At 70.2% G+C, this 25,293-nt stretch carries 27 protein-coding genes and 1 pseudogene; 3 read left to right on the top strand and 25 right to left on the bottom strand.

All coding sequences use genetic code 11. The annotated features are described in order from the left end of the window. Positions 1 to 84 precede the first annotated feature (84 nt). Together AB0D59_RS30735 and AB0D59_RS30730 are read right to left on the bottom strand one after the other, a co-directional pair. Entirely contained in the window at positions 85 to 1,326 is a 1,242-nt protein-coding gene (locus AB0D59_RS30735; protein ID WP_362572202.1) for a cytochrome P450, read from the bottom strand. 158 nt (positions 1,327 to 1,484) lie between these two features. After that, positions 1,485 to 2,534 (bottom strand): phosphatidate cytidylyltransferase, encoded by a 1,050-nt coding sequence (locus AB0D59_RS30730; RefSeq protein WP_362572199.1) that lies wholly within the window; start codon positions 2,532 to 2,534, stop codon positions 1,485 to 1,487. A 21-nt stretch (positions 2,535 to 2,555) separates the two neighbouring features. Here AB0D59_RS30730 and AB0D59_RS30725 point away from each other — a divergent pair, with 21 nt between their 5' ends. Then, a complete protein-coding gene (locus AB0D59_RS30725; protein ID WP_362572197.1) occupies positions 2,556 to 2,831 on the top strand; it encodes a hypothetical protein in 276 nt (91 codons plus the stop codon). 59 nt (positions 2,832 to 2,890) lie between these two features. On the opposite strand, the gene frr is transcribed toward AB0D59_RS30725, so the two are convergent. The 4 genes from frr to rpsB all read right to left on the bottom strand — a co-directional run bounded on the left by frr (position 2,891) and on the right by rpsB (position 6,525). Continuing rightward, on the bottom strand, positions 2,891 to 3,448 hold the full coding sequence (gene frr / locus AB0D59_RS30720) for a ribosome recycling factor (RefSeq protein ID WP_361949582.1): 558 nt from the start codon (positions 3,446 to 3,448) through the stop codon (positions 2,891 to 2,893). A gap of 145 nt (positions 3,449 to 3,593) precedes the next feature. Continuing rightward, positions 3,594 to 4,352: a UMP kinase gene (gene pyrH / locus AB0D59_RS30715; protein ID WP_362572195.1), complete on the bottom strand. Its 759-nt coding sequence runs from the start codon at positions 4,350 to 4,352 to the stop codon at positions 3,594 to 3,596. Positions 4,353 to 4,560: 208 nt separating this feature from the next. Beyond that, positions 4,561 to 5,397, bottom strand: coding sequence for a translation elongation factor Ts (tsf, locus tag AB0D59_RS30710; protein WP_362572193.1), 837 nt, complete (start codon positions 5,395 to 5,397; stop codon positions 4,561 to 4,563). 180 nt (positions 5,398 to 5,577) lie between these two features. Continuing rightward, a complete protein-coding gene (gene rpsB, locus AB0D59_RS30705) occupies positions 5,578 to 6,525 on the bottom strand; it encodes a 30S ribosomal protein S2 (RefSeq protein ID WP_362572190.1) in 948 nt (315 codons plus the stop codon). A gap of 242 nt (positions 6,526 to 6,767) precedes the next feature. Between rpsB and AB0D59_RS30700 the strand changes: the two genes are divergently transcribed. Next, complete coding sequence (locus AB0D59_RS30700) at positions 6,768 to 7,391, top strand: M23 family metallopeptidase (RefSeq protein ID WP_362572188.1); 624 nt, start codon at positions 6,768 to 6,770, stop codon at positions 7,389 to 7,391. Positions 7,392 to 7,627: 236 nt separating this feature from the next. On the opposite strand, the gene AB0D59_RS30695 is transcribed toward AB0D59_RS30700, so the two are convergent. The 17 genes from AB0D59_RS30695 to AB0D59_RS30615 all read right to left on the bottom strand — a co-directional run bounded on the left by AB0D59_RS30695 (position 7,628) and on the right by AB0D59_RS30615 (position 20,874). Beyond that, positions 7,628 to 8,185, bottom strand: coding sequence for a helix-turn-helix domain-containing protein (locus AB0D59_RS30695; protein WP_362572479.1), 558 nt, complete (start codon positions 8,183 to 8,185; stop codon positions 7,628 to 7,630). Between the two features lie 136 nt (positions 8,186 to 8,321). After that, positions 8,322 to 9,164: an RNA polymerase sigma factor WhiG gene (gene whiG / locus AB0D59_RS30690; protein WP_362572185.1), complete on the bottom strand. Its 843-nt coding sequence runs from the start codon at positions 9,162 to 9,164 to the stop codon at positions 8,322 to 8,324. 322 nt (positions 9,165 to 9,486) lie between these two features. After that, complete coding sequence (dprA, locus tag AB0D59_RS30685) at positions 9,487 to 10,635, bottom strand: DNA-processing protein DprA (RefSeq protein WP_362572182.1); 1,149 nt, start codon at positions 10,633 to 10,635, stop codon at positions 9,487 to 9,489. Continuing rightward, complete coding sequence (locus AB0D59_RS30680) at positions 10,632 to 12,242, bottom strand: YifB family Mg chelatase-like AAA ATPase (protein ID WP_362572180.1); 1,611 nt, start codon at positions 12,240 to 12,242, stop codon at positions 10,632 to 10,634. The genes dprA and AB0D59_RS30680 overlap by 4 nt, the downstream gene beginning before the upstream one ends. Beyond that, positions 12,242 to 12,613, bottom strand: a complete 372-nt coding sequence (locus tag AB0D59_RS30675; protein WP_362572177.1) for a YraN family protein — start codon at positions 12,611 to 12,613, stop codon at positions 12,242 to 12,244. Before AB0D59_RS30675 ends, AB0D59_RS30680 begins: the two co-directional genes overlap by 1 nt. A 129-nt stretch (positions 12,614 to 12,742) precedes the next feature. After that, entirely contained in the window at positions 12,743 to 13,051 is a 309-nt protein-coding gene (locus AB0D59_RS30670) for a DUF2469 domain-containing protein (protein ID WP_043444228.1), read from the bottom strand. Positions 13,052 to 13,107: 56 nt separating this feature from the next. Beyond that, complete coding sequence (locus AB0D59_RS30665) at positions 13,108 to 13,632, bottom strand: NUDIX hydrolase (protein ID WP_362572174.1); 525 nt, start codon at positions 13,630 to 13,632, stop codon at positions 13,108 to 13,110. After that, a complete protein-coding gene (lepB, locus tag AB0D59_RS30660) occupies positions 13,622 to 14,407 on the bottom strand; it encodes a signal peptidase I (RefSeq protein WP_362572171.1) in 786 nt (261 codons plus the stop codon). The genes AB0D59_RS30665 and lepB (AB0D59_RS30660) overlap by 11 nt, the downstream gene beginning before the upstream one ends. Before the next feature lie 121 nt (positions 14,408 to 14,528). Beyond that, on the bottom strand, positions 14,529 to 15,557 hold the full coding sequence (gene lepB, locus AB0D59_RS30655) for a signal peptidase I (RefSeq protein ID WP_362572168.1): 1,029 nt from the start codon (positions 15,555 to 15,557) through the stop codon (positions 14,529 to 14,531). After that, positions 15,448 to 16,536, bottom strand: coding sequence for a signal peptidase I (gene lepB, locus AB0D59_RS30650; RefSeq protein ID WP_362572165.1), 1,089 nt, complete (start codon positions 16,534 to 16,536; stop codon positions 15,448 to 15,450). Before lepB (AB0D59_RS30650) ends, lepB (AB0D59_RS30655) begins: the two co-directional genes overlap by 110 nt. Beyond that, entirely contained in the window at positions 16,529 to 17,224 is a 696-nt protein-coding gene (lepB, locus tag AB0D59_RS30645) for a signal peptidase I (protein ID WP_362572162.1), read from the bottom strand. Before lepB (AB0D59_RS30645) ends, lepB (AB0D59_RS30650) begins: the two co-directional genes overlap by 8 nt. Before the next feature lie 81 nt (positions 17,225 to 17,305). Then, a complete protein-coding gene (gene rplS, locus AB0D59_RS30640; RefSeq protein WP_351323547.1) occupies positions 17,306 to 17,656 on the bottom strand; it encodes a 50S ribosomal protein L19 in 351 nt (116 codons plus the stop codon). 141 nt (positions 17,657 to 17,797) lie between these two features. Continuing rightward, positions 17,798 to 18,631: a tRNA (guanosine(37)-N1)-methyltransferase TrmD gene (gene trmD, locus AB0D59_RS30635; protein WP_362572159.1), complete on the bottom strand. Its 834-nt coding sequence runs from the start codon at positions 18,629 to 18,631 to the stop codon at positions 17,798 to 17,800. 3 nt (positions 18,632 to 18,634) lie between these two features. Next, positions 18,635 to 19,201 (bottom strand): ribosome maturation factor RimM, encoded by a 567-nt coding sequence (rimM, locus tag AB0D59_RS30630; protein WP_362572156.1) that lies wholly within the window; start codon positions 19,199 to 19,201, stop codon positions 18,635 to 18,637. Positions 19,202 to 19,304: 103 nt separating this feature from the next. Next, on the bottom strand, positions 19,305 to 19,544 hold the full coding sequence (locus AB0D59_RS30625) for an RNA-binding protein (protein ID WP_014176063.1): 240 nt from the start codon (positions 19,542 to 19,544) through the stop codon (positions 19,305 to 19,307). 5 nt (positions 19,545 to 19,549) lie between these two features. Beyond that, positions 19,550 to 19,969: a 30S ribosomal protein S16 gene (gene rpsP, locus AB0D59_RS30620; protein ID WP_089098502.1), complete on the bottom strand. Its 420-nt coding sequence runs from the start codon at positions 19,967 to 19,969 to the stop codon at positions 19,550 to 19,552. A 302-nt stretch (positions 19,970 to 20,271) separates the two neighbouring features. Then, positions 20,272 to 20,874 carry a hypothetical protein gene (locus AB0D59_RS30615; RefSeq protein WP_362572153.1) on the bottom strand — a complete coding sequence of 201 codons (603 nt, stop codon included), beginning with the start codon at positions 20,872 to 20,874 and terminating at the stop codon, positions 20,272 to 20,274. A gap of 589 nt (positions 20,875 to 21,463) precedes the next feature. On the opposite strand from AB0D59_RS30615, the gene AB0D59_RS30610 reads away from it, so the two are divergent. Then, entirely contained in the window at positions 21,464 to 22,324 is an 861-nt protein-coding gene (locus tag AB0D59_RS30610; RefSeq protein ID WP_362572150.1) for a methyltransferase domain-containing protein, read from the top strand. 95 nt (positions 22,325 to 22,419) lie between these two features. On the opposite strand, the pseudogene AB0D59_RS30605 reads toward AB0D59_RS30610, so the two are convergent. Beyond that, a pseudogene (locus AB0D59_RS30605) lies at positions 22,420 to 23,175 on the bottom strand (AAA family ATPase); the annotation flags it as partial. Positions 23,176 to 23,725: 550 nt separating this feature from the next. Continuing rightward, positions 23,726 to 25,276, bottom strand: a complete 1,551-nt coding sequence (gene ffh, locus AB0D59_RS30600; RefSeq protein WP_362572147.1) for a signal recognition particle protein — start codon at positions 25,274 to 25,276, stop codon at positions 23,726 to 23,728. Between the last annotated feature and the right edge of the window lie 17 nt (positions 25,277 to 25,293).

Genomic DNA, 25,293 nt, shown 5'->3' with positions numbered 1-25,293 from the left:
CACGTCACCACGTCACCACGTCACCACGTCACCACGTCACCACGTCACCACGTCACCACGTCACCACGTCACCACGTCACCACGTCACCACGTCACCGGCAGGGTGCGCGGGCCGCGGATCAGGCCCTGGCGTTGGAACTCGACCCCCTCGGCCGGTACGGCCAGGCGGATGCCGGGGAAGCGGGTGAGGACCGAGCCGATCATGATCTCGGCCTCCATACGGGCCATGATGGCGGCCATGCAGTGGTGGGGACCGTGCCCGAAGGCCAGGTGGGGGCCGTCGGTGCGGTCGAAGTCCAGGTCGTCGGGGTCGGGGAAGACCGCGGGGTCGCGGTTGGCGGCGACATACGCGTTGTAGATGACCTCACCGGCCCGGATCAGCTGGCCACCGACCTCGACGTCCTCGATGGCGACCCGCGGGATGCCGACACCGTTGCGGTGCGGGACGTAGCGGAAGAGTTCGTCCACGGCCTTGGGGAGCAGCTCCGGCTCGCGGCGCAGCCGTTCCAGATGGCGGGGGTGGGTGAGCAGCGCGTACATCATCGAGCCGCTGTTGTTGCGGACCGCGTGACCGCCGCTGACCTGGATGGCGGTGGCCAGCGAGATCGCCTCGTCCTCGGTGATCTCGCCGGCCTCGGTGGCCAGCGCCAGCACTCCGGCGAGGTCCTCGCGGGGCTCCTCACGGCGGCGCTGGAGCAGTTCGGCGATCCGGGCCCGAGTGGTCCGGGCCGCCTCCTTGGCGCGCTCCTCGGAGTCGGCGCCGGCGGACAGCAGGGCCTCCCCGGTCGCCGCCCAGCGGTGCCAGTCCTTCTCGTCGACGCCGAGGAAGTCACGGATGACGGCGATCGGGAAGGGGCCGTGCAGATGCTCCATGAGGTCGGCCGGCGGCCCGGCGGCCGCCATCACGTCGAGCAGTTCGGCAGCCCTGCGCTCGGCCATCGGCCGCAGCCGCTGCATGGCCCGCCCGGTGAAGGCACGGGCGACGACCCGGCGCAGCCGGTTGTGCCGCGGCGGGTCGATGTACTGCAGGCCCGCCGTCTGCGAGGCCACGGGCTCCGGGCGCATGCTGGTGACATCGCGGCCGACGACCTGTTCCCGGGAGAAGCGGGGGTCGGAGGTGACGAAACGGCAGTCCTCGTAACGGGTGATCAGCCAGGCGTGCCCCTCGCCGTGCGCGAGCTTGATCCGGGTGACCGGTTCGTCGCGCAGCATCTCGTCGAGGAACGGGTCGGGGTCGAGGGCGGGCAGGTCGTCGACGGGCCAGAACCGCACCGGAGGAGGCGGGGTCGGGGTCGGGGTGGAGGCCGGGGCCGGGTCTAGGGGCATGGGCACACTCCCTGCGCGTCAGAGGACACACAGCGTCCTCACAGGGAGTCTGCCTCCGACCGGACTGACCATGCGATTTCTGCTGCGCCATCCGGGGCCGACAAGCCGATGAGCCCCCGCCCTGCGAAGGACGGGGGCTCGACTACGACAGGTGTACGTCAGCCGCTGCCGACGAAGAGCACCATCAGCAGCCACACCACCGGGGCCGTCGGCAACAGCGAGTCCAAGCGGTCCATGATTCCGCCGTGGCCCGGGAGCAAGGTGCCCATGTCCTTGATACCCAGGTCCCGCTTGATCATGGACTCGCCGAGGTCGCCGAGGGTGGCGCTGGCCGCGACCGCGAGGCCCAGCAGCAGGCCCTGCCACCAGGTGCCGTCGTCGATCAGGAACTGCATGCACAGCGCGCCCGCGACCATCGCGAACAGCACCGCGCCGACCAGGCCCTCGCGGGTCTTGCCGGGGCTGATGCGCGGGGCGAGCTTGTGGGTGCCGAAACGCCAGCCGACCGCGTAGGCGCCGGTGTCGCTGACCACCGTGAGGAGGAGGAAGGTGATCACCCGGCGGGGGCCGTCGTCCGCGGTGAGCATCATCGAGACGAAGGTCGCCAGGAACGGGACGTAGAACGCCGCGAAGAGGCCCGCCGTGACGTCCCTGAGGTAGCCCTCCGGGGGTTCCGTCATCCGCCAGACCAGGACCGCGAGCCCGGTCAGTGCCAGGGCGACCCAGGCGCCCTCGGCACCGCGGGCGTAGCCGGCGACCACCATCGCCGCGCCGCCCAGTGCCAGCGGGACCAGGGGCGCCTTGATGCCCTTGCGCTCCTGGAGCCGGCTGGTCAGCTCCCACAGGCCCACCACGACCGCGACCGCGACCACGCCGACGAAGACGGCCTTGACGACGAACAGGGACGCCACGATCACGACGCCCAGTCCGACGCCGACCCCTATGGCCGCACCCAGGTCCCGACCCGCGTTCTTCTTCTGCGGCGCGGGCGCCGGCTGCGGGGCGTCGGGCATGGGCTCCGGATTCTGCGGCGCCGCCGCATGGGGCAGAGGCTGCGCCGACGGGGTGTCGTTGCGGTGGGTCCCGTCGCGGGACGTACCGTCCTGGAACGTGTCGTCTCGGAACAAGGGGCCGCTCAGCCGAGCGGCCCCCCGGTCGTCGTCCTGGTCTCCGCCGTACGGTGGTGCGTCGTCGGGCACGATGGGCATGGGGCGAGTCTGCTGCGCGTCATGCGCATCGTACGCGGGACCCGCCGGGGCGGCTCCCTGGACATGTCCCTGGCCATAGCCATGGGCGTAGCCGGGGTCGTACCCCTGGCCGGGAGCTTGGTCGTACCCCTGGCCGCGGCCGGAACCGGTGGCGTACCCCTGGCCCTGGACGGGACCCTGGTCGTACCCCTGGCCCTGGACAGGACCCCGTTCGTCGTACCCCTGCCCCTCGGCGGGACCCTGGTCGTACCCCTGGCCGGTGCCCTGACCGGTCGGGCCCCAGTACCCGGCCGGTGATCCCGCCTGCCCGGCCTGCGCACCGGCGTGTGGCGGCGCTCCCCAGGATGAGTCGTTCATCAGACTTCGAGAAGCTCCGCTTCCTTGTGCTTGAGGAGCTCGTCCACCTGCGCGACGTACTTCGCGGTGGTGTCGTCGAGCTCCTTCTCGGCGCGACGGCCCTCGTCCTCGCCGACCTCGCCGTCCTTGATCAGCTTGTCGATGGCGTCCTTGGCCTTGCGGCGGACGGAACGGATGGACACCCGGGAGTCCTCCGCCTTGCCCTTGGCGACCTTGATGTAGTCGCGGCGGCGCTCCTCGGTGAGCTCCGGGAACACCACACGGATGATGTTGCCGTCGTTGCTCGGGTTGACGCCCAGGTCGGAGTCGCGGATCGCCTGCTCGATGTTGCGCAGCGCGCTCTTGTCGAACGGGGTCACGACGGCCATGCGCGGTTCCGGTACGGAGAACGAGGCCAGCTGGTTGATCGGCGTCGGTGCGCCGTAGTAGTCGGCCACGATCTTGTTGAACATCGCCGGGTGCGCACGACCGGTGCGGATCGCGGCGAAGTCCTCCTTGGCGACCACGACGGCCTTCTCCATCTTCTCCTCGGCCTCGAGGAGGGTCTCTTCGATCACCACTTGCTCCTGCGTGTCTTGAGTAAGGCCCGGCTGCGATTCCTGTGCGGGCGGCGGCCGGCTGCGTCGCGTCTTCTTTCCTGCACGGTTCCCGACCGGCAGGACATTGTCCATCCCCCGGTCAGGGTGCGTCAGGCGGTGCCGGTCAGGCCCGGCCGCCCTGGTCACCCACCAGCGTGCCGATCTTCTCACCCTTGACGGCCCGCGCGATATTGCCCTCCACGAGCAGCTCGAACACCAGGATCGGCAGCTTGTTGTCGCGGCAGAGCGTGATCGCCGTGGCGTCGGCGACCTTGAGCTCGCGGGTGATGACCTCGCCGTAGCCGAGGGAGTCGAACTTGACGGCGTCCGGGTTCTTCTTCGGGTCGGAGTCGTAGACCCCGTCCACGCCGTTCTTGCCCATGAGCAGCGCCTCGGCGTCGATCTCCAGGGCGCGCTGGGCGGCGGTGGTGTCGGTGGAGAAGTACGGCATGCCCATACCAGCGCCGAAGATGACCACGCGGCCCTTCTCCAGGTGGCGCACGGCGCGCAGCGGGATGTACGGCTCGGCGACCTGGCCCATGGTGATCGCGGTCTGCACCCGGCTGTCGATGCCCTCCTTCTCCAGGAAGTCCTGGAGGGCCAGGCAGTTCATCACGGTGCCGAGCATGCCCATGTAGTCCGAGCGGGCCCGGTCCATGCCGCGCTGCTGGAGCTCGGCGCCACGGAAGAAGTTGCCGCCGCCGATGACGACGGCGACCTCCGCGCCGTCGCGGACGACGGCCGCGATCTCACGGGCGATCTTGTGCACCACGTCGGGGTCCACGCCCAGGCCGCCGCCACCGGCGAACGCCTCTCCGGACAGCTTCAGCAGAAACCGGCCGCGTACTTTGCCGTCGTCGCTCTTCTGAGCCTTGGTGGTCATGGAGATCCCGCCTCTTTCACGTGGTGCACATACGAAGAAGGCCATTGCCGGTGGGGTCGCTTTTCGCTGCCCATGCGCGGCAATGGCCTCCTCGTCAGATCTGCTGCCGTCCGTCACGACCCTGGGTCTGGCCGGGTACCCGGACGACTGCTGTCGACCGACCCTACCGGGATTTCCCCGCGGGTCGCGCGTCGATCGCGGTACGGACTCAGATGCCGACCTTGATGCGCGTGAAGCGCTTCAGGGTGACACCGGCCTCGTCCAGAACCTTCTGGACCGACTTCTTGTTGTCGAGCGCGTACGGCTGGCCGAGCAGCGTGGCGTCCTTGAAGAAGCCGTTCAGACGACCCTCGACGATCTTCGGGAGCGCGGCCTCGGGCTTGCCCTCAGCGCGGGTGGTCTCCTCGGCGATACGACGCTCGGACTCGACGACGTCGGCCGGCACGTCCTCCTTGGAGAGGTACTTCGGCGCGAAGGCGGCGATGTGCTGGGCGACGCCCTTGGCGATCTCGGCGTTCGGCTTGTCGAGCTCGACGAGGACACCGATCTGCGGGGGCAGGTCGGGCATCGTGCGGTGCATGTACGCGAGCACGAAACCGTCGGCGTACTGCGCGAAGCGGTCCAGGACGATCTTCTCGCCGAGGTTCGCGTTGGCCTCGTCCACGAACGCCTGGACGGTCTTGCCCGGCTCGATCTCGGAGGCGAGCAGGGCCTCCAGGTCCGCGTAGGCGGACTTGGCGACGTGCTCGGCGATGGCGTTGGCGGCGGCCTGGAACTTGTCACCCTTGGCGACGAAGTCCGTCTCGCACTTCAGCTCGACGAGGACGCCGGAGGAGTTGTCGTCGGCGATGATCGAGACCACGGCGCCGTTCTCGGCGGAGCGGCCCTCGCGCTTGGCGACGCCCTTCTGGCCCTTGATACGGAGCGCCTCGACGGCCTTGTCCACGTCGCCGTCGGCCTCGTCCAGGGCCTTCTTGCAGTCCATCATGCCGGCGCCGGTGAGCTCGCGGAGCTTCTTGACGTCAGCGGCGGTGTAGTTCGCCATGAGTCTGTAAGTCTTTCTCGAAGTCTGGAAGATCGAAGATCTGCACGTCTGCGATCCACATGGATCCCATGTGTGGATTCCACCTGTAGGGGTGGATCGCGGACCGTTGGCTGACCTACGGGTGAACGGTGGGGGCGGACTTCATGGCACCGCCCCCACCGTCAACGCTTCACCGGACGGTCAGGCCTGCTCGGCGTCCGCGGCCGGAGCCTCGGCAGCGGGAGCCTCGACAGCCGGAGCCTCGGCGGCCGGAGCCTCGACAGCGGCCTCGGCGGCAGCCGGAGCCTCGGCCTGCTCGGCGTCGGCGACCTTCTCGGTCTCGGCGGAGGTCTGGACCTCGGCCTCGTCCGCCTTCTTCTCGCCCTCGAGCAGGTCGCGCTCCCACTCGGCGAGCGGCTCGCCGGCGGCCTTCTCGCCCTTGTCGCCGGTGGCGACACGGGAACGGGAGATGAGGCCCTCGGCGACCGCGTCGGCGATCACGCGGGTGAGCAGGGTGACGGAGCGAATCGCGTCGTCGTTGCCCGGGATCTTGTAGTCGACCTCGTCGGGGTCGCAGTTGGTGTCGAGGATCGCGACGACCGGGATGTTGAGCTTCCGGGCCTCACCGACCGCGATGTGCTCCTTCTTGGTGTCCACGATCCAGACGGCGCTGGGCACCTTGGACATCTCGCGGATACCACCGAGGGTCTTCTCCAGCTTGGCCTTCTCGCGCGAGAGCACGAGAAGCTCCTTCTTGGTCAGACCCGACGCGGCGACGTCCTCGAAGTCGATCTGCTCGAGCTCCTTGAGGCGCTGCAGACGCTTGTAGACGGTGGAGAAGTTGGTGAGCATGCCGCCCAGCCAGCGCTGGTTGACGAAGGGCATGCCGACGCGGGTGGCCTGCTCGGCGATGGCCTCCTGCGCCTGCTTCTTCGTGCCGACGAACATGACCGTGCCGCCGTGGGCGACGGTCTCCTTGACGAACTCGTAGGCGCGGTCGATGTACGACAGCGACTGGAGCAGGTCGATGATGTAGATGCCGTTGCGCTCGGTGAAGATGAAGCGCTTCATCTTCGGGTTCCAGCGACGGGTCTGGTGACCGAAGTGGACGCCGCTTTCCAGCAGCTCCCGCATCGTGACGACGGCCATGGCCGTATCTCCTTGAATTTCTCGGTTGTGCCGCGGGTTCCGGACGGCTCCCGCGCCTGACGCCCGTTTGCGCTGTGCCACGAAGGACCGAGAAGCGCTGACCCAGATCGTTTTGCTGATCTGATGTCGGGGCGTGCGAAGTCGACCCGGTGACCCGGATCGCCAAAGGAAGTGTACGGGACCGGCGAGGCACCGGGTGACGCCGCTGTCCACAACCGGTGAGTAGTCCACAGGTACCGGCCATGATCGGCCGATTGCGGGACGGTTCGGTCATGTGGGCGATGCGACGAACGATGCGGTGGATGTGGGCGGCGACGGTGCCGCTGCTTCTGACGGTGACCGGGACCTGGGTCTGGACCTGGAGCTGGGCGGTGGCTTGGGCGGAGGATCCCCCGCCCCCTCCCGCGACGGTCCCGGCGATCGGCCGGGCCTGGCCGGTGGGGGTGCGACCGCCGGTCCTGCGGGGCTGGGAGCCACCGGCGACGGTGTACGGCCCCGGGCACCGCGGGGTCGATCTGGGTGCCGCGCCCGGCGCGGAGGTGCGGGCGGTGGCGGCGGGCCGGGTCTTTTTCGCGGGGCGGGTGGCCGGGCGGGGCGTGGTGTCGGTGCGACTCGCCGGAACGGACCTCCGCACGACGTACGAACCGGTGACGGCGCAGGTGGAGAAGGGGGAGCAGGTGGCGGCGGGGCAGGTGGTGGGCACGGTGGAGCCGGGTGCGCACTGTGGTGCGAGTACGTGTGTGCACTGGGGGCTGCTCAGGGGGGACGTGTATGTGGACCCGTTGCTGTTGTTGCCGCCGTGGTTGTTGAACGGGGGTCCGTCGAGACTGCTGCCGGTGCTGGGGGTGCCGCTGCCGGAGGGGTGACGGGGGACGGTGGTGCGGCTGCGGGTGAGTGGGGGTTGCTCGCGCCCACGCGGCGGTAGCCGCACATCAAATACAGCCCCGCGCCCCTCTCAGCTGCTCAGCTGCTCAGCTGCGGGCAGGCGTGCCGCAGGGCGGCACGGGCGGCACGGGTGGCACGGGTGGCACGGGTGGCACGGGTGGGCGCAGCGGCACTCTGCCGACGCCGGGAGGCGTCTCCGCCCCCGCCCCGGCCGGCCTCAGCCTTGCACGCCCCGCAGCGCCATGGCCACGGCTGCGTCCGTGATCACCGTCGGGTCTTCGGCCGCGCCCAGCTCGATGCGCCGTACCGCCGCGTCCACAACCCCCTGCACCAGCATCGCCGCCAGCCGGGGCTGCGCATGCCCCAGCTCCCCCAGCGCCTCCACGATCATCGCGACCAGCCCGCCGTGCGCGGCCCGGATCTTCTCCCGCGCCCCGGCGTCCAGCTCGCTCGCCGAGATCGCGACCACCGCCCGGTGCCGCCGGTCCCCGACCAGCGCCAGCTGCTGTCGGACATACGCCTCGACCTTGCCCTCGCCGGACGCCGCACGCTCCATCGCCGCCTCGACCTCCGCCGCCCACACGGGGAAGTCGACCGCGCACAGCTCCTCGACCACCGCGGCCCGGGAGCGGAAGTACTCGTACACGGACGAGCGTGCGAGTCCCGTCCGCTCGGCGAGCGCGGGGAAGGTCAGCGCCTCCGTCCCGCCCTCGGACAGGAGGGACCGCGCCGCGTCCAGCAGGGCGGCTCGCTGCATCGACCGGTGCTCGGCCACGGAGGCCGCTCGAATCCTTGGCACGTCAACCACTCTACGGACGCGCCCCGCCGGACGGGAGACAGCACGACCGGGACACGGGTCACCCCGGCGGCCATGCCCCGAAATCTCCGGGCCCGCGGCCGAAAGCCGCCGCTCAGCGACCGAAACTCGCCAGCTTCGCCCGCAGCTGCAGCACGGACTTCGTGTGGATCTGGCTGACCCGGCTCTCGGTGACCCCGAGCACGTTGCCGATCTCGGCGAGTGTGAGCCCTTCGTAGTAGTAGAGGGTCACCACGGTCTTCTCCCGCTCCGGCAGCGTGTTGATGGCCCGCACCAGGAACCGCCGCAGCTCCCGGTCCTCGGCCACCTCCACGGGGTTGTCCGCGGCGGTGTCCTCCAGCGTGTCCATGAGGCTCAGCCGGTCCCCGCCCTCACCCCCGACGTGCAGCAACTCCTCCAGCGCCACCACGTTGGCCAGCGACAACTGGCTGAAGACGGCGTGGAGTTCGTCGACCTCGATGCCGAGTTCGGCGGCCACCTCGACTTCCGAGGGCGTCCTGCGCAGCCGGGCCTCCAGCGTGGCGTACGCCCGCTCGACGTTGCGCGCCTTCTGCCGTACGGACCGGGGGATCCAGTCCAGCGCCCGCAGCTCGTCGATCATCGCGCCCCGGATCCGGGTGATCGCGTACGTCTCGAACTTGATCTCCCGGTCAACGTCGAACTTCTCGATCGCGTCGATGAGCCCGAACACCCCGGAGGAGACGAAGTCGGCCTGCTCCACATTGGGCGGCAGACCGACGCTCACTCGTCCCGCCACGTATTTCACCAGCGGCGAGTAGTGCAGGATCAGCTGTTCCCGCAGCCGCTCGTCCCCCGTCGCCTTGTACGACCGCCACAGCTCGTCGAGCGTCGAGGGAGCGGGCGGCCGCACGCTGCCACCGTCGCGGGCGGCTGGGGGGATCGCCGCCCGGTCGGACCCGGAGGTGTGCTGGGGCATTCGTCGCCTTGTGCCGTTCTGCCGTGAAGTGCCAGGAAGTGCCGTGATGTGCCGTGAAGTGGGGCGGGCGGGGGTGAAGGATGCGGGTTGGGCGGGGTGTCGGTCCGGTGCCGGTTGGCGCGGTCTGCGCCAGGGCTTTCGTGAGCGTAGCGTGACTGAGGAGTCGCGGTGCGCGAACACCGAGGCTCCACCCCTGCGTGAACCCCCTGTACGGCGCGTCCGGCCGCGCTCGGCGCGTCGCTCTGCGTGATCGGACGCGGGTGTCAACTCCGGGAATTCCCAAGGGCGTCGGGGGTTCCCCCGGACGGCCGAACACGCTCGGTCAGCGCCGACTCCGACCCTCTCGGACCGAGATCATCGCCTGGCGTGTCAACTTCCAGCCGTCGCCGTGTCGTTCGACGTAACCAAGTGCTCGGAGTTCGTACAACCTCGCGACGGCCTCGTCCTCGGACGTCTGAGCGCCCCGCGCCACCTCTTCGGGTGACGCCGTCCGGTTCCCGGGCAGGGCGGCCAGGACCCGCCGGGCGGCGGGTTCCAGCAGGTCACGCGGGAGGACGGGACCGCGTCTGGCCGGTGCCAGCTCGCCCATGTCGCCCACGAGTTCGACGACCTCCGCGGCGTCCGTGACGAGAGCGGCCTCCCCTCTCAGCAACTCGTGCACCCCGGCCGAGAGGCCGCTGGTGGCGGGACCCGGCACGCCCATGGTGAAGCGGCCGAGCCGCTGTGCCGCCCGCGCGGTGACCAGCGAGCCGCTGCGGTGGGCGGCCTCCACGACGACGGTCCCCCTGGTCAGGGCCGCGATCACCCGGTTGCGGAGCACGAATCTGCTCTGCGTCGGATGCTCACCTGGCGGCAACTCCCCGACCACCAGGCCCTGTTCCGCGATCCTGCCGATCAACTCGGTATGCCCCCGCGGGTAGGGCCGGTCGACCCCGCAGGCCAGCACCGCGACGGTGGCACCACCGGCGCCGAGGGCGCCGCGGTGGGCCGCGCCGTCCACGCCGTAGGCACCGCCGGACACCACCACCCAGCCGCGCTCGGCGAGCCCCGCGGCGAGGGTGGCCGCCATGTGCGCCCCGTACTCGGTACAGGCCCGCGCCCCGACGACGGCGACGGCACGCAGCGCCCACATCCGCAGACTGGGCCGCCCCCGCACCCACAGCCCGAGGGGGCGGGCGTCCCCGAGGTCGTCGAGCTGGGTGGGCCACTCGGTGTCACCGGGGGCGACGAAACGCACTCCGGCCTCCCGCGCGACCGCGAGGTCCCGCTCCGGGTCGGCGTGTCCGGCCCGGGCACGGAGGCCGGCCCAGCGGGTCTCGCTCACCCCGGGCAGCGCCGCCGCCCCACCCGCACGCAGCCGTCTGGCCACCTCCTGGACCCCGTACTCCCGCAGCCACCGCCCGCCCGTCTCGTCGCCGGGTTCGATGACCCTGGTGAGGAGGATCCGGGCGTGCAGTCCGCCGCCGCTCATGTCGCGGTCCGTTCCAGGACCGCTCCGCGCCGGACGCCGGTGCGCAGCTCCAGGGCCAGGTTGACGTCGTTGACCGAGGGCCGGTCGTGGCCCGCGAGGTCGGCCAGTGTCCAGGCGACGCGGAGCACCCGGTCCAGGCCACGGGCGGTGAGCAGGCCCCGGTCGAGATCCAGTTCGGCCTTGGCGAGCGCGCCGGGCTGGACGTGCCAGCGGGTGCGCAGCTCGTGGCCGGGCACCTCGCTGTTGGTGTGCCAGGGCAGACCGTCGTAGCGGCGGGCGGCCCGCTCCCTGGCCGCGCGCACCCGGTCGGCCACGACGGCGGAGGGTTCGGCGCCGGTGTGGAGCCTCAGCAGCTCCTCCCGGGCGACCGGTTCGACGCTCACCCTGAGGTCCACGCGGTCCAGCAGGGGCCCGGAGAGCCGGGCCCGGTACCGCTTGATCGAGGAGGGCCGGCACTCGCAGACGTCACCGCGGGTACCGTGCCGGCCGTAGGGGCAGGGGTTGGCGGCCAGGACCATGAGGAACTTCGCCGGCATCCGCAGTATCCCGGCGGCCCGGGCGACCACGACGTGACCGGACTCCAGGGGCTGGCGCAGGGCGTCCAGGACGCTGCTGTGGAACTCGGCGGCCTCATCGAGGAAGAGCACGCCGTGGTGGGCCAGGGACACCGCTCCGGGGCGTGGCAGGCCGGTTCCGCCGCCGATCAGCGAGGCCATGGTGGCCGAGTGGTGTGGGGCGCAGTAGGGCGCCCTGTCGACGAGGGGATGGCCCGGTGGCAGCATCCCGGCGACCGAGTGGACGGCGGTGACCTCGAGGGACTCCTGCCGACTCAGCTCGGGCAGCAGCCCCGGCAGCCGCTCGGCCAGCATGGTCTTGCCGGCTCCGGGCGGGCCCTTGAAGAAGACGTGGTGGCGTCCGGCCGCCGCCACCTCCAGGGCGGCCCTTGCCACGTGCTGTCCGGCGACGTCGGCCAGGTCGGGCGCGTGCTCACCGGTCGTCATGCCGGTGCCGAGTCCCATGCCGGGGAGGGCGAGCCCGGCGAGGAAGGGGTCGGAGCGGATCTCGCCGGGGATCGGCTCCTCGTCGGGCACCGGTTCGTCGGTGAGGACCGCGATCAGCTGGCGCAGGCTGCGCACGCCGAGCACCGACACTCCTGGCACCAGCGAGGCCTCCGGCACCGCGCTCTCGGGCACGACCACCTGCTCGTACCCGGCGTCGGCGGCGGCCAGCACGGCCGGCAGGATGCCCCGGACCGGCCGCACCCGGCCGTCCAGGCCCAGCTCGCCGATCATCACGATCTCGGCGAGCACCCGGGGATCGATCCGCTCGGCCGCGCCGAGTACCGCCGCGGCGACCGCCAGGTCGAAGCCGCTGCCGCTCTTGGGCACGGACGCCGGGCTCAGCCCGACCGTGAGCTTCTTCGAGGGCCAGGCCGCCCCCGAGTTCACCACCGCCGCCCGTACCCGGTCCTTGCTCTCCGTCAGGCTCTTGTCCGGCAGTCCCACCAGCGTGAACGCCGCCACTCCCGGTTCCAGGTCGGCCTGGACCTCGACCACCACACCCTCGACGCCCACCAGCGCCACCGAGCACGTCCGCGCGAACCCCATCACGCCACCCCCCGCGCGTGCTCGACCACGGGCGCCCCGCGCTGCGGCAGGAGCACGCCGATCACGTCGATGCGGACGCCGCCCGGCGGTGCTCCTCCGTGTGCGTGGATCCAGTGTTCGGCGAGGCCACGCAGGCGCTCCGCCTTCTCGGGGGTCACCCCCGCCATGGGGTGTTCGAACAGTCCCACCCGCCGGGTCTTGACCTCGCAGACCACCAGGACGTCCCCGTCCTGCGCCACGATGTCGATCTCGCCCGACCTGCCGCAGCGCCAGTTGCGCTCCAGGACCGTCAGACCGGCCTCCGTCAGCCGCCGCGCGGCCAGCGTCTCGCCGTACTTGCCGAGTGCGCTGCGTGCCCGATTCGTGTTCATGTCGGCACCACCTCCGGCGCCAACCGTCACGCATCCCCGACCCAGAAGTGGATCTTGGTGGGTTACTCGGCGGTTGTGGACAACTCCGTCACCCACACGAGCGACGGCAAGCCGCCCTCGAAGCCCGGCTCAGCCGCCCGGAAGCTCCAGATCGCTCTTGTTCAGCTCCTCGATATTCACGTCCTTGAACGTTAGGACGCGGACCTGTTTCACGAAGCGGGCCGGCCGGTACATGTCCCAGACCCAGGCATCCGCCATGGACACCTCGAAGAACACCTCGCCCTGGACCGAGTGCACCTGCATCTCGTAGTCGTTGGTGAGGTAGAAGCGCCGCTCGGTCTCGATCACGAATTTGAACAGACCGACGACATCGCGGTACTCCCGGTAGAGCTTCAGCTCCATCTCGGTCTCGTACTTTTCGAGGTCCTCGGCGCTCATGGCATGTTCCCCTTCAGCCGTGCGATCCCACCATTGTGCGCCAGTCCCGCGTGCCCCTAGACGATTTCCGTGTCAAGGGTGACGGGCCTGACGGGGGGACCTTCGTCGAGCAGCCTACGGAACAGCTCGGCGAGTCTGGTCGGATACACCGTCTCATGTGCCCGGGTCAGTTCCCGGCACGTCCACCAACGCGCTCCCACGACACTGCGCCGCTCCAGCTCGGTCAGGGCTGTGGCCTCGGGTTTCACCTCAAACGTATGCGCCGTCCGGGCCAGGTAGTACCACTCGTCCTGGTCCCAGCGGCGGCCGGCGAACGGGAAGGAGCACATCCGCCGCCACAGCAGCGGGCCGAGTTCGACGTCCGTGATGCCGGTCTCCTCGGCGAGTTCCCGCAACGCGGCCTGCTCACGGCTCTCGTCGCCCTCCAGTCCGCCGCCGGGCGTGAACCACCAGTCGTCGGCCGGGTCGTCCGGTTCATGGCCGTGCAGGAGCAGGATGCGGTCGTCGGGGTCCAGGAGGACCACCCGGGCCACCTTGCGCGGGGCGCGCGGGGTGCCCTCCGGCAGCGCCTCAGCGGGCACCGGCGGGCTCCGTACGGCCACGGGAACGGGAGCGGCCCAGCAGGCCGGCGATCGGGCCGTACGCGCCGCCGGCGAGGACCAGCACGGCACCGCCCACGATCATGAACTCGATGGTACGCAGCGGGCCCGGCTGGGAGAGGGCGCCCAGCGTCTCGAATCCGGTCGGGCGCTTGAGCAGGCCCTTCATGGGCCAGACGACGGCGTCCACGCGGGCGCTCACGGCGCTGCGGGCGACCGTGCCCTTCGCCGCGTCCGTGAGGTGGGCGGTGGAGTCCAGGGAGCCCTGGCGCTCGTCACCGAGGAGGAAGAGCCGGCCCTTGGGGACGGTGACGGTCGGGAAGCCCTGGAGCTCGGCCAGGCTGCCCGCCGGCAGATACGGCTCCTCGATCTGCTTGCCGTTGACCGTCAGCTTGCCCTTGGTGCAGCAGGCGACCGTGTCCCCGCCGACCGCGACCACGCGCTTGACGACGTCCGCGTTGGTGACCCAGCTCTTGTCGCGGAAGACGACGACGTCGCCCCGGCGTACCTCACTGCCGTCGATCCGCTGGCCGAGGACCCGGTCCCCGGCGTCGATCGTCGGCGACATGGAGCTGGTGGGCACGGTGTACGGCCGGTAGACCACCGCTGCCCAGGCGAACCCGCCGAGGAACAGGACGATGCCCAACGCGACGGCGATCCCGGACAAGCGATTTCCGAGCGTGCTGCCGGTCTGCGCCGTGCCGGCGCTGGTGCCTCCGCTGCGCGGGGCCGTACGTATCGTGCTCTCGCCACCCATGAGGCCGCACCCTACCCGGCGGTACCGGGCAGGGGCAGCCCTTCTTCCCCGCCCCTGGTCACAAGCTCCCCAAGGGTTTCACACGGGTGGGTCAGCGCCGCCCCGCGGCCGTCCGGCCCGGTCAGCGCTTGCCCGCGGCCGTCGGCCGCTTCTCGACCTTCGACTCGATCCGGTCGCCGCGCCGCCGGCGCCACACCGCGATGGGCAGGACGGCCGCGACCGCCACGCCCTCGGGGGCCACCGACAGGGAGGCCGCGGCGGACGACTGCGTGTTGATGCCGCTCTGGTCGAAGGTGCCCGGGACCGGCAGGGTGCCCCAGCGGTTGATCGGCCAGGCCTTGACGATGGCGCGGCCGACGACGTCCTTGACCGGGACCATGCCGTGGTGGCTGTCGGACTGGTTGTAGCGCGAGTCGCGGGAGTTCTGGCGGTGGTCGCCCATCACCCAGATGTAGCCCTTGGGTACCTTCACCGTGAACTGGCCGCCCTGGTCGTCGACGCTGCACGGGGTGTTGCCCGGATACACATAGGGCTCGTTCAGCGCATGGCCGTTGACCATGAGCGGGCCGCTGTTCTTGCAGGAGACGGTGTCGCCGCCGACGCCGATGACCCGCTTGATGAGGTCCTTCTCCTCGGCGGACGGCATCAGGCCGATCCAGCTGAGGAAGGTCTGGATCGCGTTCGGCTGGGCCGTGGGCTCGCCCGCCAGCCAGTCGTCCGGGTCGTGGAAGACGACGACCTCGCCGCGGTCCGGCTCGGAGCCGAACCACGGGGTGAGCTTGTCGACCAGGACCCGGTCACCCTGCTGGAGGGTGTTCTGCATCGAGTCCGACGGAATCGAGAACGCCTGCACCAGAAACGTCTTGATCAGCAGCGCCAGCACCAGCGCGATACCGATCAGGATCGGCAGCTCCTTCCAGAAGGAGCGGGGCTTCTTCGGTGCGGGCGCAGCCGAGTCGCCCGCACCCGCGTCCGTGTCCCCGCCGCCACCGCCGGGGTACGGACCGTCCGCCGGACCGCCGTCCCCGGTCGGCCCACCGTCATTCCCTGAGGTGGAACCACCGTCGACGGGGGGGACATTCTCCACGGGGCGCCCGCTGTGCTCCTCGCCGTCGTGTCCCGACCGTGCGCCAACCGCCACATCCCCCACGCCAACTCCTTACTCCGTGCCGCCGCCCGCGCCGTCCCCGGCGCAGACCCACCACTCCCATAACGAGCGGGAGTTCCGCAGGGCTCGGGAGTTGGACGTATCCGTTCGGATCGTCGGAGGCAACCCTATGCGACAGCTGGGGAGCCGCGGTCGACCCCGACACGGAGTTGGAAACGCTTGCGAAGGTTTTAGGTTCGTCCAGCGAGGTCCAGTGCCCGAACGGCCAGCCGATCCACTTGGCCCGGCCCACCACCAGGCTCACGGGGACCGTGCCGCCGTAGTCGGTGTCCTGGTGCACCCTGGAATCGGCCGAGTTGCCGCGATGATCGCCCATCACCCACAGCCGCCCCTGCGGGACGGTGATGTCGAACTCGGTGGCGGACGGCACGTTCCCCGGGTAGAGGTAGTCGCCCTCGGTCAGCGGTACGCCGTTGACGGTGACCCGGCCCTGCGCGTCGCAGCACTTGACGTGGTCCCCGCCGACGCCGATGACCCGCTTGATGAGGTCCTTCTCGTTGGCGGAGGGCAGCAGACCGATGAAGGTGAGCCCTTCCTTGACCTGCTTGACGACGATCGGGTCGTTCGTCTTCGTGGTCTGCTCGTCGTCCAGCCAGCCGCCCGGGTCGTGGAAGACGACGACGTCACCGCGGTGCGGCTTGGAGCCGAACCACGGGGTGAACTTGTCGACCAGGACGCGGTCGCCGATCCGGATCGTCTCCTCCATCGAACCCGAGGGGATCACGAAGGCCTGGACGAGGAACGTCTTCAGCACCAGGGCTATCAGGACGGCCACACCGACCAGCAGCGGTATCTCCCGCATCGCGCCGCGCCGACGCTTGCGCTTGACCTTGCGCTGCAGCTTGCGCCGCTCCGCGCGGGACCGTCCGCCGGACGAGCCGGAGGCACGCCGGGCCCCGGTGGGCAGCAGATTGGCGGTGGCGTCCGTGGGCACGCCGCGCGGTTTGCCGCGGTTACCCATGCGCCCCTCCCGCCGCCGGCACGCGCGCGTAGGCGGCGGGACGGGTGAGGTGGGTCCAGTGGGCGTAGGGCCAGACGATCCAGTCGGCCCGGCCGATCACGTCCTTGACGGGGATCATGCCGCCGCCGGGCGAGCCCAGATGGTCGCGGGAGTCGCTGGAGTCGCTGCGATGGTCACCGAGGACGAAGAGCGTGCCGTCGGGGACGTCGACGTAGAAGGGCACGGTGGACGGGGTGTCCCCGGGATAGAGGAACGCGGTCTCGTCGACCGACCGGCCGTTCACTTCGATCCTCCCCTCCTTGTCGCAGCAGACCACACGGTCTCCTCCCACACCCACAACGCGTTTGATGTAGTCGGCGTCCCCGAAGTACCCGGTGCCGTCGAACACGACGACGTCGCCCCGGCGCGGCTCGGCACCGAAACGGTACGCCAACTTATTTACGAGAACTCGGTCCCCGATCCTCAATCCCTGTTCCATGGATCCGCTGGGAATCTGGAATGGTTGAGCCACGAAAGTGTTGAGGACGAGCAAAAACGCCAGGCAGGCGAAGAGGGTCAGGGTGATCCAGCCGCCCGGCAGCCAGTCGGTGACCCGCGTCAGGAACACGAAACGCGACCGGTCCTCCGCGGCCTCTGGTTCGGGGCTGGAGGAGCGGTCGCGCTCCGTCGGCTGTGCTTCGGTGTCCATCGGGGCCAGATGTTATCCGGCCTCGGTAAGGCACCTTCTTATCGGCTCGCTCGCCTACGGCTCACGAGCGTCTTCGCGCGATCAGTTGTCGCGCTTCTCCTTGATCTTCGCGGCCTTGCCGCGCAGGTCGCGCAGGTAGTAGAGCTTGGCGCGACGCACGTCACCGCGGGTGACGAGCTCGATCTTCTCGACGATCGGGGTGTGCACCGGGAAGGTGCGCTCGACGCCGACGGAGAAGGAGACCTTGCGGACCGTGAAGGTCTCGCGGACACCGCTGCCCTGGCGGCGGATCACAACGCCCTTGAACTGCTGCACACGGGAGCGGTTGCCCTCGATGACGCGGACGTGGACGTTGACGGTGTCACCCGGGCGGAAAGCCGGGACGTCGCTGCGCAGCGACGCGGAGTCGACGGTGTCGAGCAGGTGAGACATTTTCGTCTGCTTTCTTCGCTGATGCCACAGGTCATCAACGGGAACTAGATGTTCTTCGGAGGTGGGCCGTGCCGTCGGGGTGGGCGTCGTCTCCCCCTGCGGCAGGGGCGCGCACCGGACGGTTCACAGCACAACAGCCGCTCATTCTTCCATGCCAGGGGCCCGGCGCCAAAATCGGCCGTGGGGCTCCCCCTCCGGGTCCGGTTCCCAGCCCAGGATGGAGAGCATCTCGCGGTCCTTCTTGTCGAACGCCTTGGGCTCGCAGCGCTCGATCAGGTCGGGCCGGTGCGCGGTCGTGCGCTTCAGGGCCTCGTCGCGGCGCCAGCGGGCGATCTTCCCGTGGTGGCCGCTGAGCAGCACCTCCGGGATGTCGCGCCCCCGCCACTGCGGCGGCTTGGTGTAGACGGGCCCTTCCAGGAGGTTGGCCATGGCGCCGGGCGCGAAGGAGTCGTCCCGGTGCGACTCGGCGTTGCCGAGGACGCCGGGCAGCAGCCTGGCCACGGCCTCGGTGACGACGAGTACGGCCGCCTCTCCGCCGGCGAGCACATAGTCGCCGATGGACACCTCGTGGACCGGCATCCGAGTGGCGTACTCGTCGATGACCCGCCGGTCGATGCCCTCGTAGCGGGCCGGTGTGAAGATCAGCCACGGCCGCTCGGAGAGGTCGACCGCGAGTTCCTGGGTGAAGGGACGGCCGCTGGGAGTGGGCACGATCAGCGCGGGCCTGTGCGCGCCGGTCTCGTAGCCGTCGGCGAGGACGGTGTCGAGGGCGTCACCCCAGGGGTCGGTCTTCATGACCATGCCGGGTCCGCCGCCGTACGGGGTGTCGTCGACCGTGTTGTGCCGGTCGTACGTCCAGGTCCGCAGATCGTGCACCCGCACATCGAGCTGTCCACGCGCGCGTGCCTTGCCGACCAGGGAGACGTTCAGCGGTTCCAGGTACTCGGGAAAGATCGTGACGACGTCGAGGCGCATCTCTTACGACTCTTCCCGCGAGGAGGCGCCGTGCCCATCAGCGACTTCGTCGCGGGCTGCCCGGTCGTCGATCAGGCCGGGCGGGGGCGAGATGACCGCCTTCTGTTCCGTCAGGTCGATCTCGGTGACGATCTCCTCGACGAACGGGATCATCACCTCGCTGCCGTCGGGGCGCTCGACGATGAACAGGTCCTGGGAGGGCAGATGCGAGATCTCGGTGATCCGGCCGACCTCGGTGCCGTCCTCGGTGACCACGTCCAGGTCGATGAGCTGATGGTCGTAGAACTCGTCCTCGCCCTCGGGCTGCTCCTCCGGGTCGATCTCGGCGATCAGGAGGGTGTTGCGCAGGGCCTCGGCGCCGGTGCGGTCCTTGACGCCCTCGAAGCGCAGGAGCAGACGGCCGCTGTGCACGCGGCCCGTCTCGATGGTGAGCGGCCCCACGCCCGCGGGATCGGTGGCGAGTACGGCGCCGGGCGCGAGCCGGAGTTCCGGCTCGTCGGTACGTACCTCGACGGTGACCTCGCCCTTGATGCCGTGGGCGCGGCCGATCCGTGCGACTACCAGCTGCACTGTGCTTGCTCTCCTGTCCTGCGACTCATACGACCAGCCATACGACTACGGGCCGGGGACGGCCCAGTGGCCCTCCCCGGCCCGAGCCGGTTGCGATGAAGCGTCAGCGGACTTGGTCCACGTCGACGAGGTCGACGCGGACTCCACGACCGCCGATGGCGCCCACGACGGTGCGCAGGGCACGGGCGGTACGGCCGTTGCGGCCGATCACCTTGCCGAGGTCGTCGGGGTGCACCCGGACCTCCAGCACGCGCCCACGACGCAGGTTGCGCGAGGCGACCTGCACATCGTCGGGGTTGTCGACGATGCCCTTCACGAGGTGCTCAAGCGCCTCTTCGAGCATGCTGCTCAGGCCTCGGTCGACTCGGACTCAGCCGCGGCCTCGTCCTTCTTCTCAGCCTTCTTCTTCTGGGTGATCGCCTCACCCTTGCCCTCGTCGTCACCGCCGAGCGCCTCGAACGACGGCCGCGTGGCCTTCGGTGCGGCGACGAGCAGCGGCGCCGGGGCGGGCTCGCCCTTGAACTTCTGCCAGTCGCCGGTCTTCTTCAGGATGGCGAGCACGGGCTCGGTCGGCTGGGCGCCGACACCGAGCCAGTACGCGACGCGGTCGGCGTCCACCTCGATGACCGACGGGTTGTAGGTCGGGTGGTACTTGCCGATCTCCTCGATCGCACGGCCGTCACGGCGGGTGCGGGAGTCGGCGATGACGATGCGGTAGTGAGGCGAACGGATCTTGCCCAGACGCTTCAGCTTGATCTTGACTGCCACGGGAGTGGGTTCTCCTGGATTTGACGTGTTTGGGCACGGCGAGTCTGCCGCGTGGGGTTGCGGTACCCGAGTGCCCGATGGACGCGTCAGCCGGAGGAGAGAGGGGTCCTGTGCGGCTGTCGAGTACAGCTAGCCATTGTGCCACACCCTGCGGGTCGCTTTGGCCGACGGCGAGGCGAGGGGCTCCGGGCACGCCGGAGGCGCACCCGGCGTGGAGGTGAGGTACGTCGGGTGCGCTGTCCGCGGGGAGACCGGGGTGCGGCGATGAGCGATGGCTACGGCTGCCACGAGCAGCCGTGTGTTCAGCTCGCCGCCGCTCCCACGATCTCCGGGATGCGGAACGGCTTGCCGCAGCCGCCGCACACGATGGGCGCCTGGGCCAGGACCGACGGCACCACCCGGACGTTGCGACCGCAGTCGCACACCGCCTTGACCCGGACGCCGCCGCCGGACGAGCCATGGCGGGCGGCCGGGCCGCGGAAGGTACGGGAGGTGTCGGCGGAGGTCGCCACCGTGTGGGCCTTGAGAGCGCGCTGCAGTCTCTCGATGGTCGGCCGGTAGCGGCGCTTGGCCTCGGGGTTCAGGGCGACCAGCGAGAAGCCGCTGCTGGGGTGCGGCTCGTCGGGGTGGTCCAGGCCCAGCTCCTCGGCGATCGCGAGGAATCTGCGGTTGTGGTAACGGCCGGCCCGGGAGGTGTCGCGCACTCCACGGGCTGCGGCGATGCCGTGGACTGCCTCATGGAGCAGTCGTTCGAAGGAGAGCTCGTGTCCGCACGCGGACGACGACTCTCCGATCAGGGACTCTGGCGCGGCAAGGTCCGGCAGTTCGGGGTGGTACCGCTGAATGTCGGCCCACGCCTCTGCCAGCTCTGCGGCGAGAACAGGTGGTGTCTGTGTCGTGCTCACGTAATGAGAACGAGCGGGAGTGCCACTGTGTTCCTATTCCGGGGCATCCCAAATAATTTGCACGTACCCGTCAGTTGGCACTGATGCGTGGAGACGAGTACGGGTGCGCTGATCTGCGGAGAAGCCTCACAGCTCGTACCAAGCCGGTGCGTAGTCTGACGTACGACCCGACGCGTATCCCCGGCGTAGGGAGCGGGGCGCCTGTGGCCGGCGGATGCGCAAGAGGCCTTTCGGTCGCTCTCGTGGCGGAGGACGTCACCCCGGCCCGCGCACACGACGGCCCCGACGCTACCCGGATCCCGTCGTCGTCCCGGCACCGGCCCCGTCTCCGGCGACCGGACACCGTACGGCCACCGTGCCGGCCGACCATGGCCAGAACCGCCGTGTCGTGGGTCCGATGGTAGAGCCACAAGTTGCCGGGATGTGAAATCTCGCCACAGTCATAGTCCATGCACAAGCGGGGACCCGCGACCTCTGGACGCCACCGCGAGCCCGGAGTTACCTGGCATACGTGGGAAGTGCGAGCGCACGACACGGGGACCACGGAATCGGTCAGTGCGTAACTCTCGGCGAATTGGGGCGCTTACCTATGACACCTACGCTCGTGCGGCATCACCCGTCTCACGCGGACTCCGCACCCCGCGTGAACCTGGGCGCACGCGCGCGTGACTGGTCAGAGATCCAGGAGCGGATGCTGGTGCCGCTCTACGAGACCGTCCACGAGCGACTCGAAGTGGGCCCCGCCACCCGGCTGCTCGGCCTGCGCTGCGGTTCCGGTCTCGCCCTCCTGATGGCGGCGGCCAGAGGGGCCGCGGTGACCGGTGTCGACCCCTCCCCCGAACGCCTCGCGCTCGCCCGTGAGCGCCTGCTGCCCGAGCCGGCCCTCGGGCCACGCGCGCGTGGCCGCGCCGCCCGGGTCGTCCAGGGCGGGCCGGCGGACGCGGCGGACGCGCAGGCACCGGCGTACAACCTGATCACCGCCTTCGACCCGATCGGCTGCCTGGCCGGCGACGCCGAACGGGTCGGTGGACTGCTCGCCGAGGCCACGCCCCTGGCGGAGCGCGGGGCGGCCGTGGTCCTGGTCGGCTGGGGTCCGCCGGAGCGCTGTGCGACCTCGTCCGTCCTGCGGGTGGCCGCGAAGTTGGCGGATCCTTTGCGCAGCGCGGGACGTTGGCGGCCGGCCTGCCGCGACGACCTGGAGGAGGTCGCCCAGCGGGCCGGGCTGCGGATCGACGGTTCCGGGCGGGTCTCCTGCCCGTTCGGGTACGCCGACGCGGACAGCGCCGTGCGCGGGCTGCTGTCGACCGGGCTGTTCGACGCGGCGATCGCGGCGACCGACCAGGAGCAGGTCGACAAGGAGCTGACCGAGGCGCTCCACCCGCACCAGCGCCCGGACGGCACGGTGTGGATGCCGAACGTCTTCCGCTACCTGATCGCCCGCGTGCGCTGACGCTCCGCCGTGAGCGCCGTGACCTGCCGTCGTTCGTCTGCGGTGCCGTTGTGGCTGGGCGCGGTTCCCCGCGCCCCTGTGGGGCGCTTGGACGCTCAAGCCTCGTCCGGGTCCTTGGCCAGGCGGGTGATCCCCGCGATCCGGTAGGCGTCCGCATCCTCCAGCGTCTCGCGTTCCAGCAGTGCCTGGGCCAGTGCGTCCAGCTGGTCCCGGTGGTCGCGGAGTTTGCGGCGCGCCTCCTCGTAGCACTCGTCGACGATGCGGCGCATCTCGGTGTCGATCGCGTCCAGGGTCTGGGGGGCGGCGGCGAGTCCGTAGGCCTGCTGGGCGTCGTTCGGGAGAGCGGAGAGGCGGCCGACCTCTTCGCTCATGCCCCAGCGGGACACCATCTTGTTGAGGGTCTGCTCGCGCTCGTCGTGACCGCCCATGGAGGCACCGCCGCCGCGGGCCCGGCCGATGGTGTCGATCTCGTCGATGAAGATGATCGACGGCGCGACGTTTCGGGCCTCCGCGAACAGCTCGTGCACGCGTGACGCGCCGACGCCCACGATCATCTCGATGAACTCGGAGGCGGAGGCCGAGAAGAACGGCACCCCCGCCTCGCCGGCGACGGCCCGCGCGAGCAGGGTCTTGCCGGTGCCGGGCGGGCCGGCCAGCAGCACACCGCGCGGCATCCTGGCGCCCATCCTGCGATAGGCGTCGGGGTTCGTCAGGAAGTCGACGACGTCGTTGAGTTCGCCCTCGACCTCGTCGATGCCGGCCACGTCCTCGAAGGTGGTCCGCTGCTGTCCGGGCTCCGGTTCGACCGGCTTGGGCGGCGCCTTGCGGCCCAGCATGCCGAGGGCGCCGCCGTGGTCCGCGCATCTCCGCCTTTCGGGCGGCTGCTACGACTCCTCGGGGGCGCCCTCGGTGCGCCAGGGCTGGTCGGGCGACCTGCGTGGCGGCGCAGGGTTGGTCAAGCGATTCCGCATATGACCAACCGTTCCTTTGCAGTGAGCGGAGGCAAGTCCGCGCACTGGCACGCCCCGAACGGTGTTGGGCGCACTGGTCGTCCGCTTTCGCAACCGGGCGGCGACACGGATCCTGTCCGTGGTGGTCCGATCCAGAAGGGCGGAGTCCCTCACGACCTGGCCAATGGAAGTGGTCAGAGACGACGGAGAGGCCCTGAACCATCACTCCGGTGGAGCAGGGGCCCCGCACGCCGGCACCACACCCGGCGTCCCAGATCGTGCTGACCACGCTGCTCCGGACCGCACCGGACACAGCAAGACTGAAGGCCGACCATCACACGATCGAGCTAAACCGCCCTCATGTGCGTTCGCCGAACGGCCTTTGCAACCCCTGGCACGCGCACAGGTGAACTCGGCCCTTGAACTCCCATGAACTTCAGCCCATGGAACGTCAGCCCATGAACTTCTTGAACTCGTCCGGCAGCTCGAAGTCCTGGGCGCCCTGCTGCGGCACCCCGAAGGCGTTGCCGCCCTGGGCCGCCGCCTCGCGGCGCTGGGCCTCCTCCAGCTCCTGCTGCTTGCGCTTCATCGGGTTGCCGGAGCGCTGCTTGCCCTTGGCCTTCTTCGGCTGCTTCTTGGCCCGGCCGGGGCCGCCGCCCATGCCCGGGATCCCCGGCATGCCCGGCATGCCGCCGCCCTGGGCCATGCGGGACATCATCTTGCGGGCCTCGAAGAACCGCTCGACGAGCCCCTTGACCGCGCTGACCTCGACACCGGAGCCCTTGGCGATACGGGCGCGGCGGGAGCCGTTGATGATCGTGGGGTCCTGGCGCTCGCCCGGGGTCATCGACTTGATGATCGCGGCGGTGCGGTCGACGTCCCGCTCGTCCAGGTTGTTGATCTGGTCCTTGATCTGGCCCATGCCGGGCAGCATGCCGAGCAGCTTGGAGATGCTGCCCATCTTCCTGACCTGCTCCATCTGGGCCAGGAAGTCGTCCAGGGTGAAGTCCTGGCCCTTCTTGGACGCCAGCTTGGAGGCCATCTTCTCGGCCTCTTCCTGGCTGAACGTCTTCTCCGCCTGCTCGATCAGGGTGAGCAGGTCACCCATGTCGAGGATGCGGGAGGCCATCCGGTCAGGGTGGAAGGCGTCGAAGTCGTCGAGCTTCTCGCCGTTCGAGGCGAACATGATCGGCTTGCCGGTGACCTGGCGGACGGAGAGCGCGGCACCACCGCGGGCGTCACCGTCGAGCTTGGAGAGGACGACACCGTCGAAGCCGACGCCGTCGCGGAAGGCCTCGGCGGTGGTGACGGCGTCCTGGCCGATCATCGCGTCGACGACGAAGAGGATCTCGTCGGGGCTGACCGCGTCCCGGATGTCGGCGGCCTGCTGCATCAGTTCCTGGTCGATGCCGAGGCGGCCGGCGGTGTCCACGATCACGATGTCGTGGACCTTCTGCTTGGCGAACTCGATGGAGTCCTTGGCGACCTTGACCGGGTCGCCGACGCCGTTGCCCGGCTCGGGCGCGTAGACGGCGACCCCGGCGCGCTCGGCGACGACGCTGAGCTGGTTGACGGCGTTGGGGCGCTGGAGGTCCGCGGCGACCAGGAGCGGGGAGTGGCCCTGCTCCTTGAGCCAGTGGCCGAGCTTGCCGGCGAGGGTGGTCTTACCGGCACCCTGGAGACCGGCGAGCATGATCACGGTGGGCGGCTGCTTGGCGAACCGCAGCCGACGCGTCTCGCCACCGAGGATCGTGACCAGTTCGTCGTTGACGATCTTCAGGACCTGCTGGGCGGGGTTCAGCGCCTTGGAGACCTCGGAGCCGAGCGCCCGCTCCTTGACGTTCTTGATGAACGTGCGGACGACCGGGAGGGCCACGTCGGCTTCGAGGAGCGCGATGCGGATGTCCCGGGCCGTGGCGTCGATGTCCGCTTCGCTCAGACGCCCTTTGCCGCGCAGATTCTTGAAGGTCGCTGAAAGGCGATCGGAGAGAGTGTCGAACACGGCGGCGTCGGTCCTCG

Source organism: Streptomyces sp. NPDC048417 (assembly GCF_040651615.1).
Classification (GTDB): Bacteria; Actinomycetota; Actinomycetes; order Streptomycetales; family Streptomycetaceae; genus Streptomyces.
The sequence above is the reverse complement of the archived record's forward strand: the minus strand, read 5'-3'. Positions and strand labels throughout refer to the sequence as shown.

Excerpts from the sequence above, each read along its gene's own strand:
- AB0D59_RS30730 (WP_362572199.1), bottom strand. The coding sequence starts at position 2,534 with ATGCCCATCGTGCCCGACGACGCACCACCGTACGGCGGAGACCAGGAC.
- AB0D59_RS30725 (WP_362572197.1), top strand. The coding sequence starts at position 2,556 with ATGCGCATCGTACGCGGGACCCGCCGGGGCGGCTCCCTGGACATGTCC.
- AB0D59_RS30735 (WP_362572202.1), bottom strand. The coding sequence starts at position 1,326 with ATGCCCCTAGACCCGGCCCCGGCCTCCACCCCGACCCCGACCCCGCCT.
- AB0D59_RS30610 (WP_362572150.1), top strand. The coding sequence starts at position 21,464 with ATGACACCTACGCTCGTGCGGCATCACCCGTCTCACGCGGACTCCGCA.
- rplS (WP_351323547.1), bottom strand. The coding sequence starts at position 17,656 with ATGTCTCACCTGCTCGACACCGTCGACTCCGCGTCGCTGCGCAGCGAC.
- tsf (WP_362572193.1), bottom strand. The coding sequence starts at position 5,397 with ATGGCGAACTACACCGCCGCTGACGTCAAGAAGCTCCGCGAGCTCACC.
- lepB (WP_362572165.1), bottom strand. The coding sequence starts at position 16,536 with ATGGGTAACCGCGGCAAACCGCGCGGCGTGCCCACGGACGCCACCGCC.
- AB0D59_RS30700 (WP_362572188.1), top strand. The coding sequence starts at position 6,768 with ATGATCGGCCGATTGCGGGACGGTTCGGTCATGTGGGCGATGCGACGA.
- dprA (WP_362572182.1), bottom strand. The coding sequence starts at position 10,635 with ATGAGCGGCGGCGGACTGCACGCCCGGATCCTCCTCACCAGGGTCATC.
- pyrH (WP_362572195.1), bottom strand. The coding sequence starts at position 4,352 with ATGACCACCAAGGCTCAGAAGAGCGACGACGGCAAAGTACGCGGCCGG.
- AB0D59_RS30675 (WP_362572177.1), bottom strand. The coding sequence starts at position 12,613 with ATGAACACGAATCGGGCACGCAGCGCACTCGGCAAGTACGGCGAGACG.
- lepB (WP_362572171.1), bottom strand. The coding sequence starts at position 14,407 with ATGGGTGGCGAGAGCACGATACGTACGGCCCCGCGCAGCGGAGGCACC.
- AB0D59_RS30680 (WP_362572180.1), bottom strand. The coding sequence starts at position 12,242 with ATGGGGTTCGCGCGGACGTGCTCGGTGGCGCTGGTGGGCGTCGAGGGT.
- AB0D59_RS30625 (WP_014176063.1), bottom strand. The coding sequence starts at position 19,544 with ATGCTCGAAGAGGCGCTTGAGCACCTCGTGAAGGGCATCGTCGACAAC.
- rpsB (WP_362572190.1), bottom strand. The coding sequence starts at position 6,525 with ATGGCCGTCGTCACGATGCGGGAGCTGCTGGAAAGCGGCGTCCACTTC.
- whiG (WP_362572185.1), bottom strand. The coding sequence starts at position 9,164 with ATGCCCCAGCACACCTCCGGGTCCGACCGGGCGGCGATCCCCCCAGCC.
- lepB (WP_362572162.1), bottom strand. The coding sequence starts at position 17,224 with ATGGACACCGAAGCACAGCCGACGGAGCGCGACCGCTCCTCCAGCCCC.
- AB0D59_RS30670 (WP_043444228.1), bottom strand. The coding sequence starts at position 13,051 with ATGAGCGCCGAGGACCTCGAAAAGTACGAGACCGAGATGGAGCTGAAG.
- trmD (WP_362572159.1), bottom strand. The coding sequence starts at position 18,631 with ATGCGCCTCGACGTCGTCACGATCTTTCCCGAGTACCTGGAACCGCTG.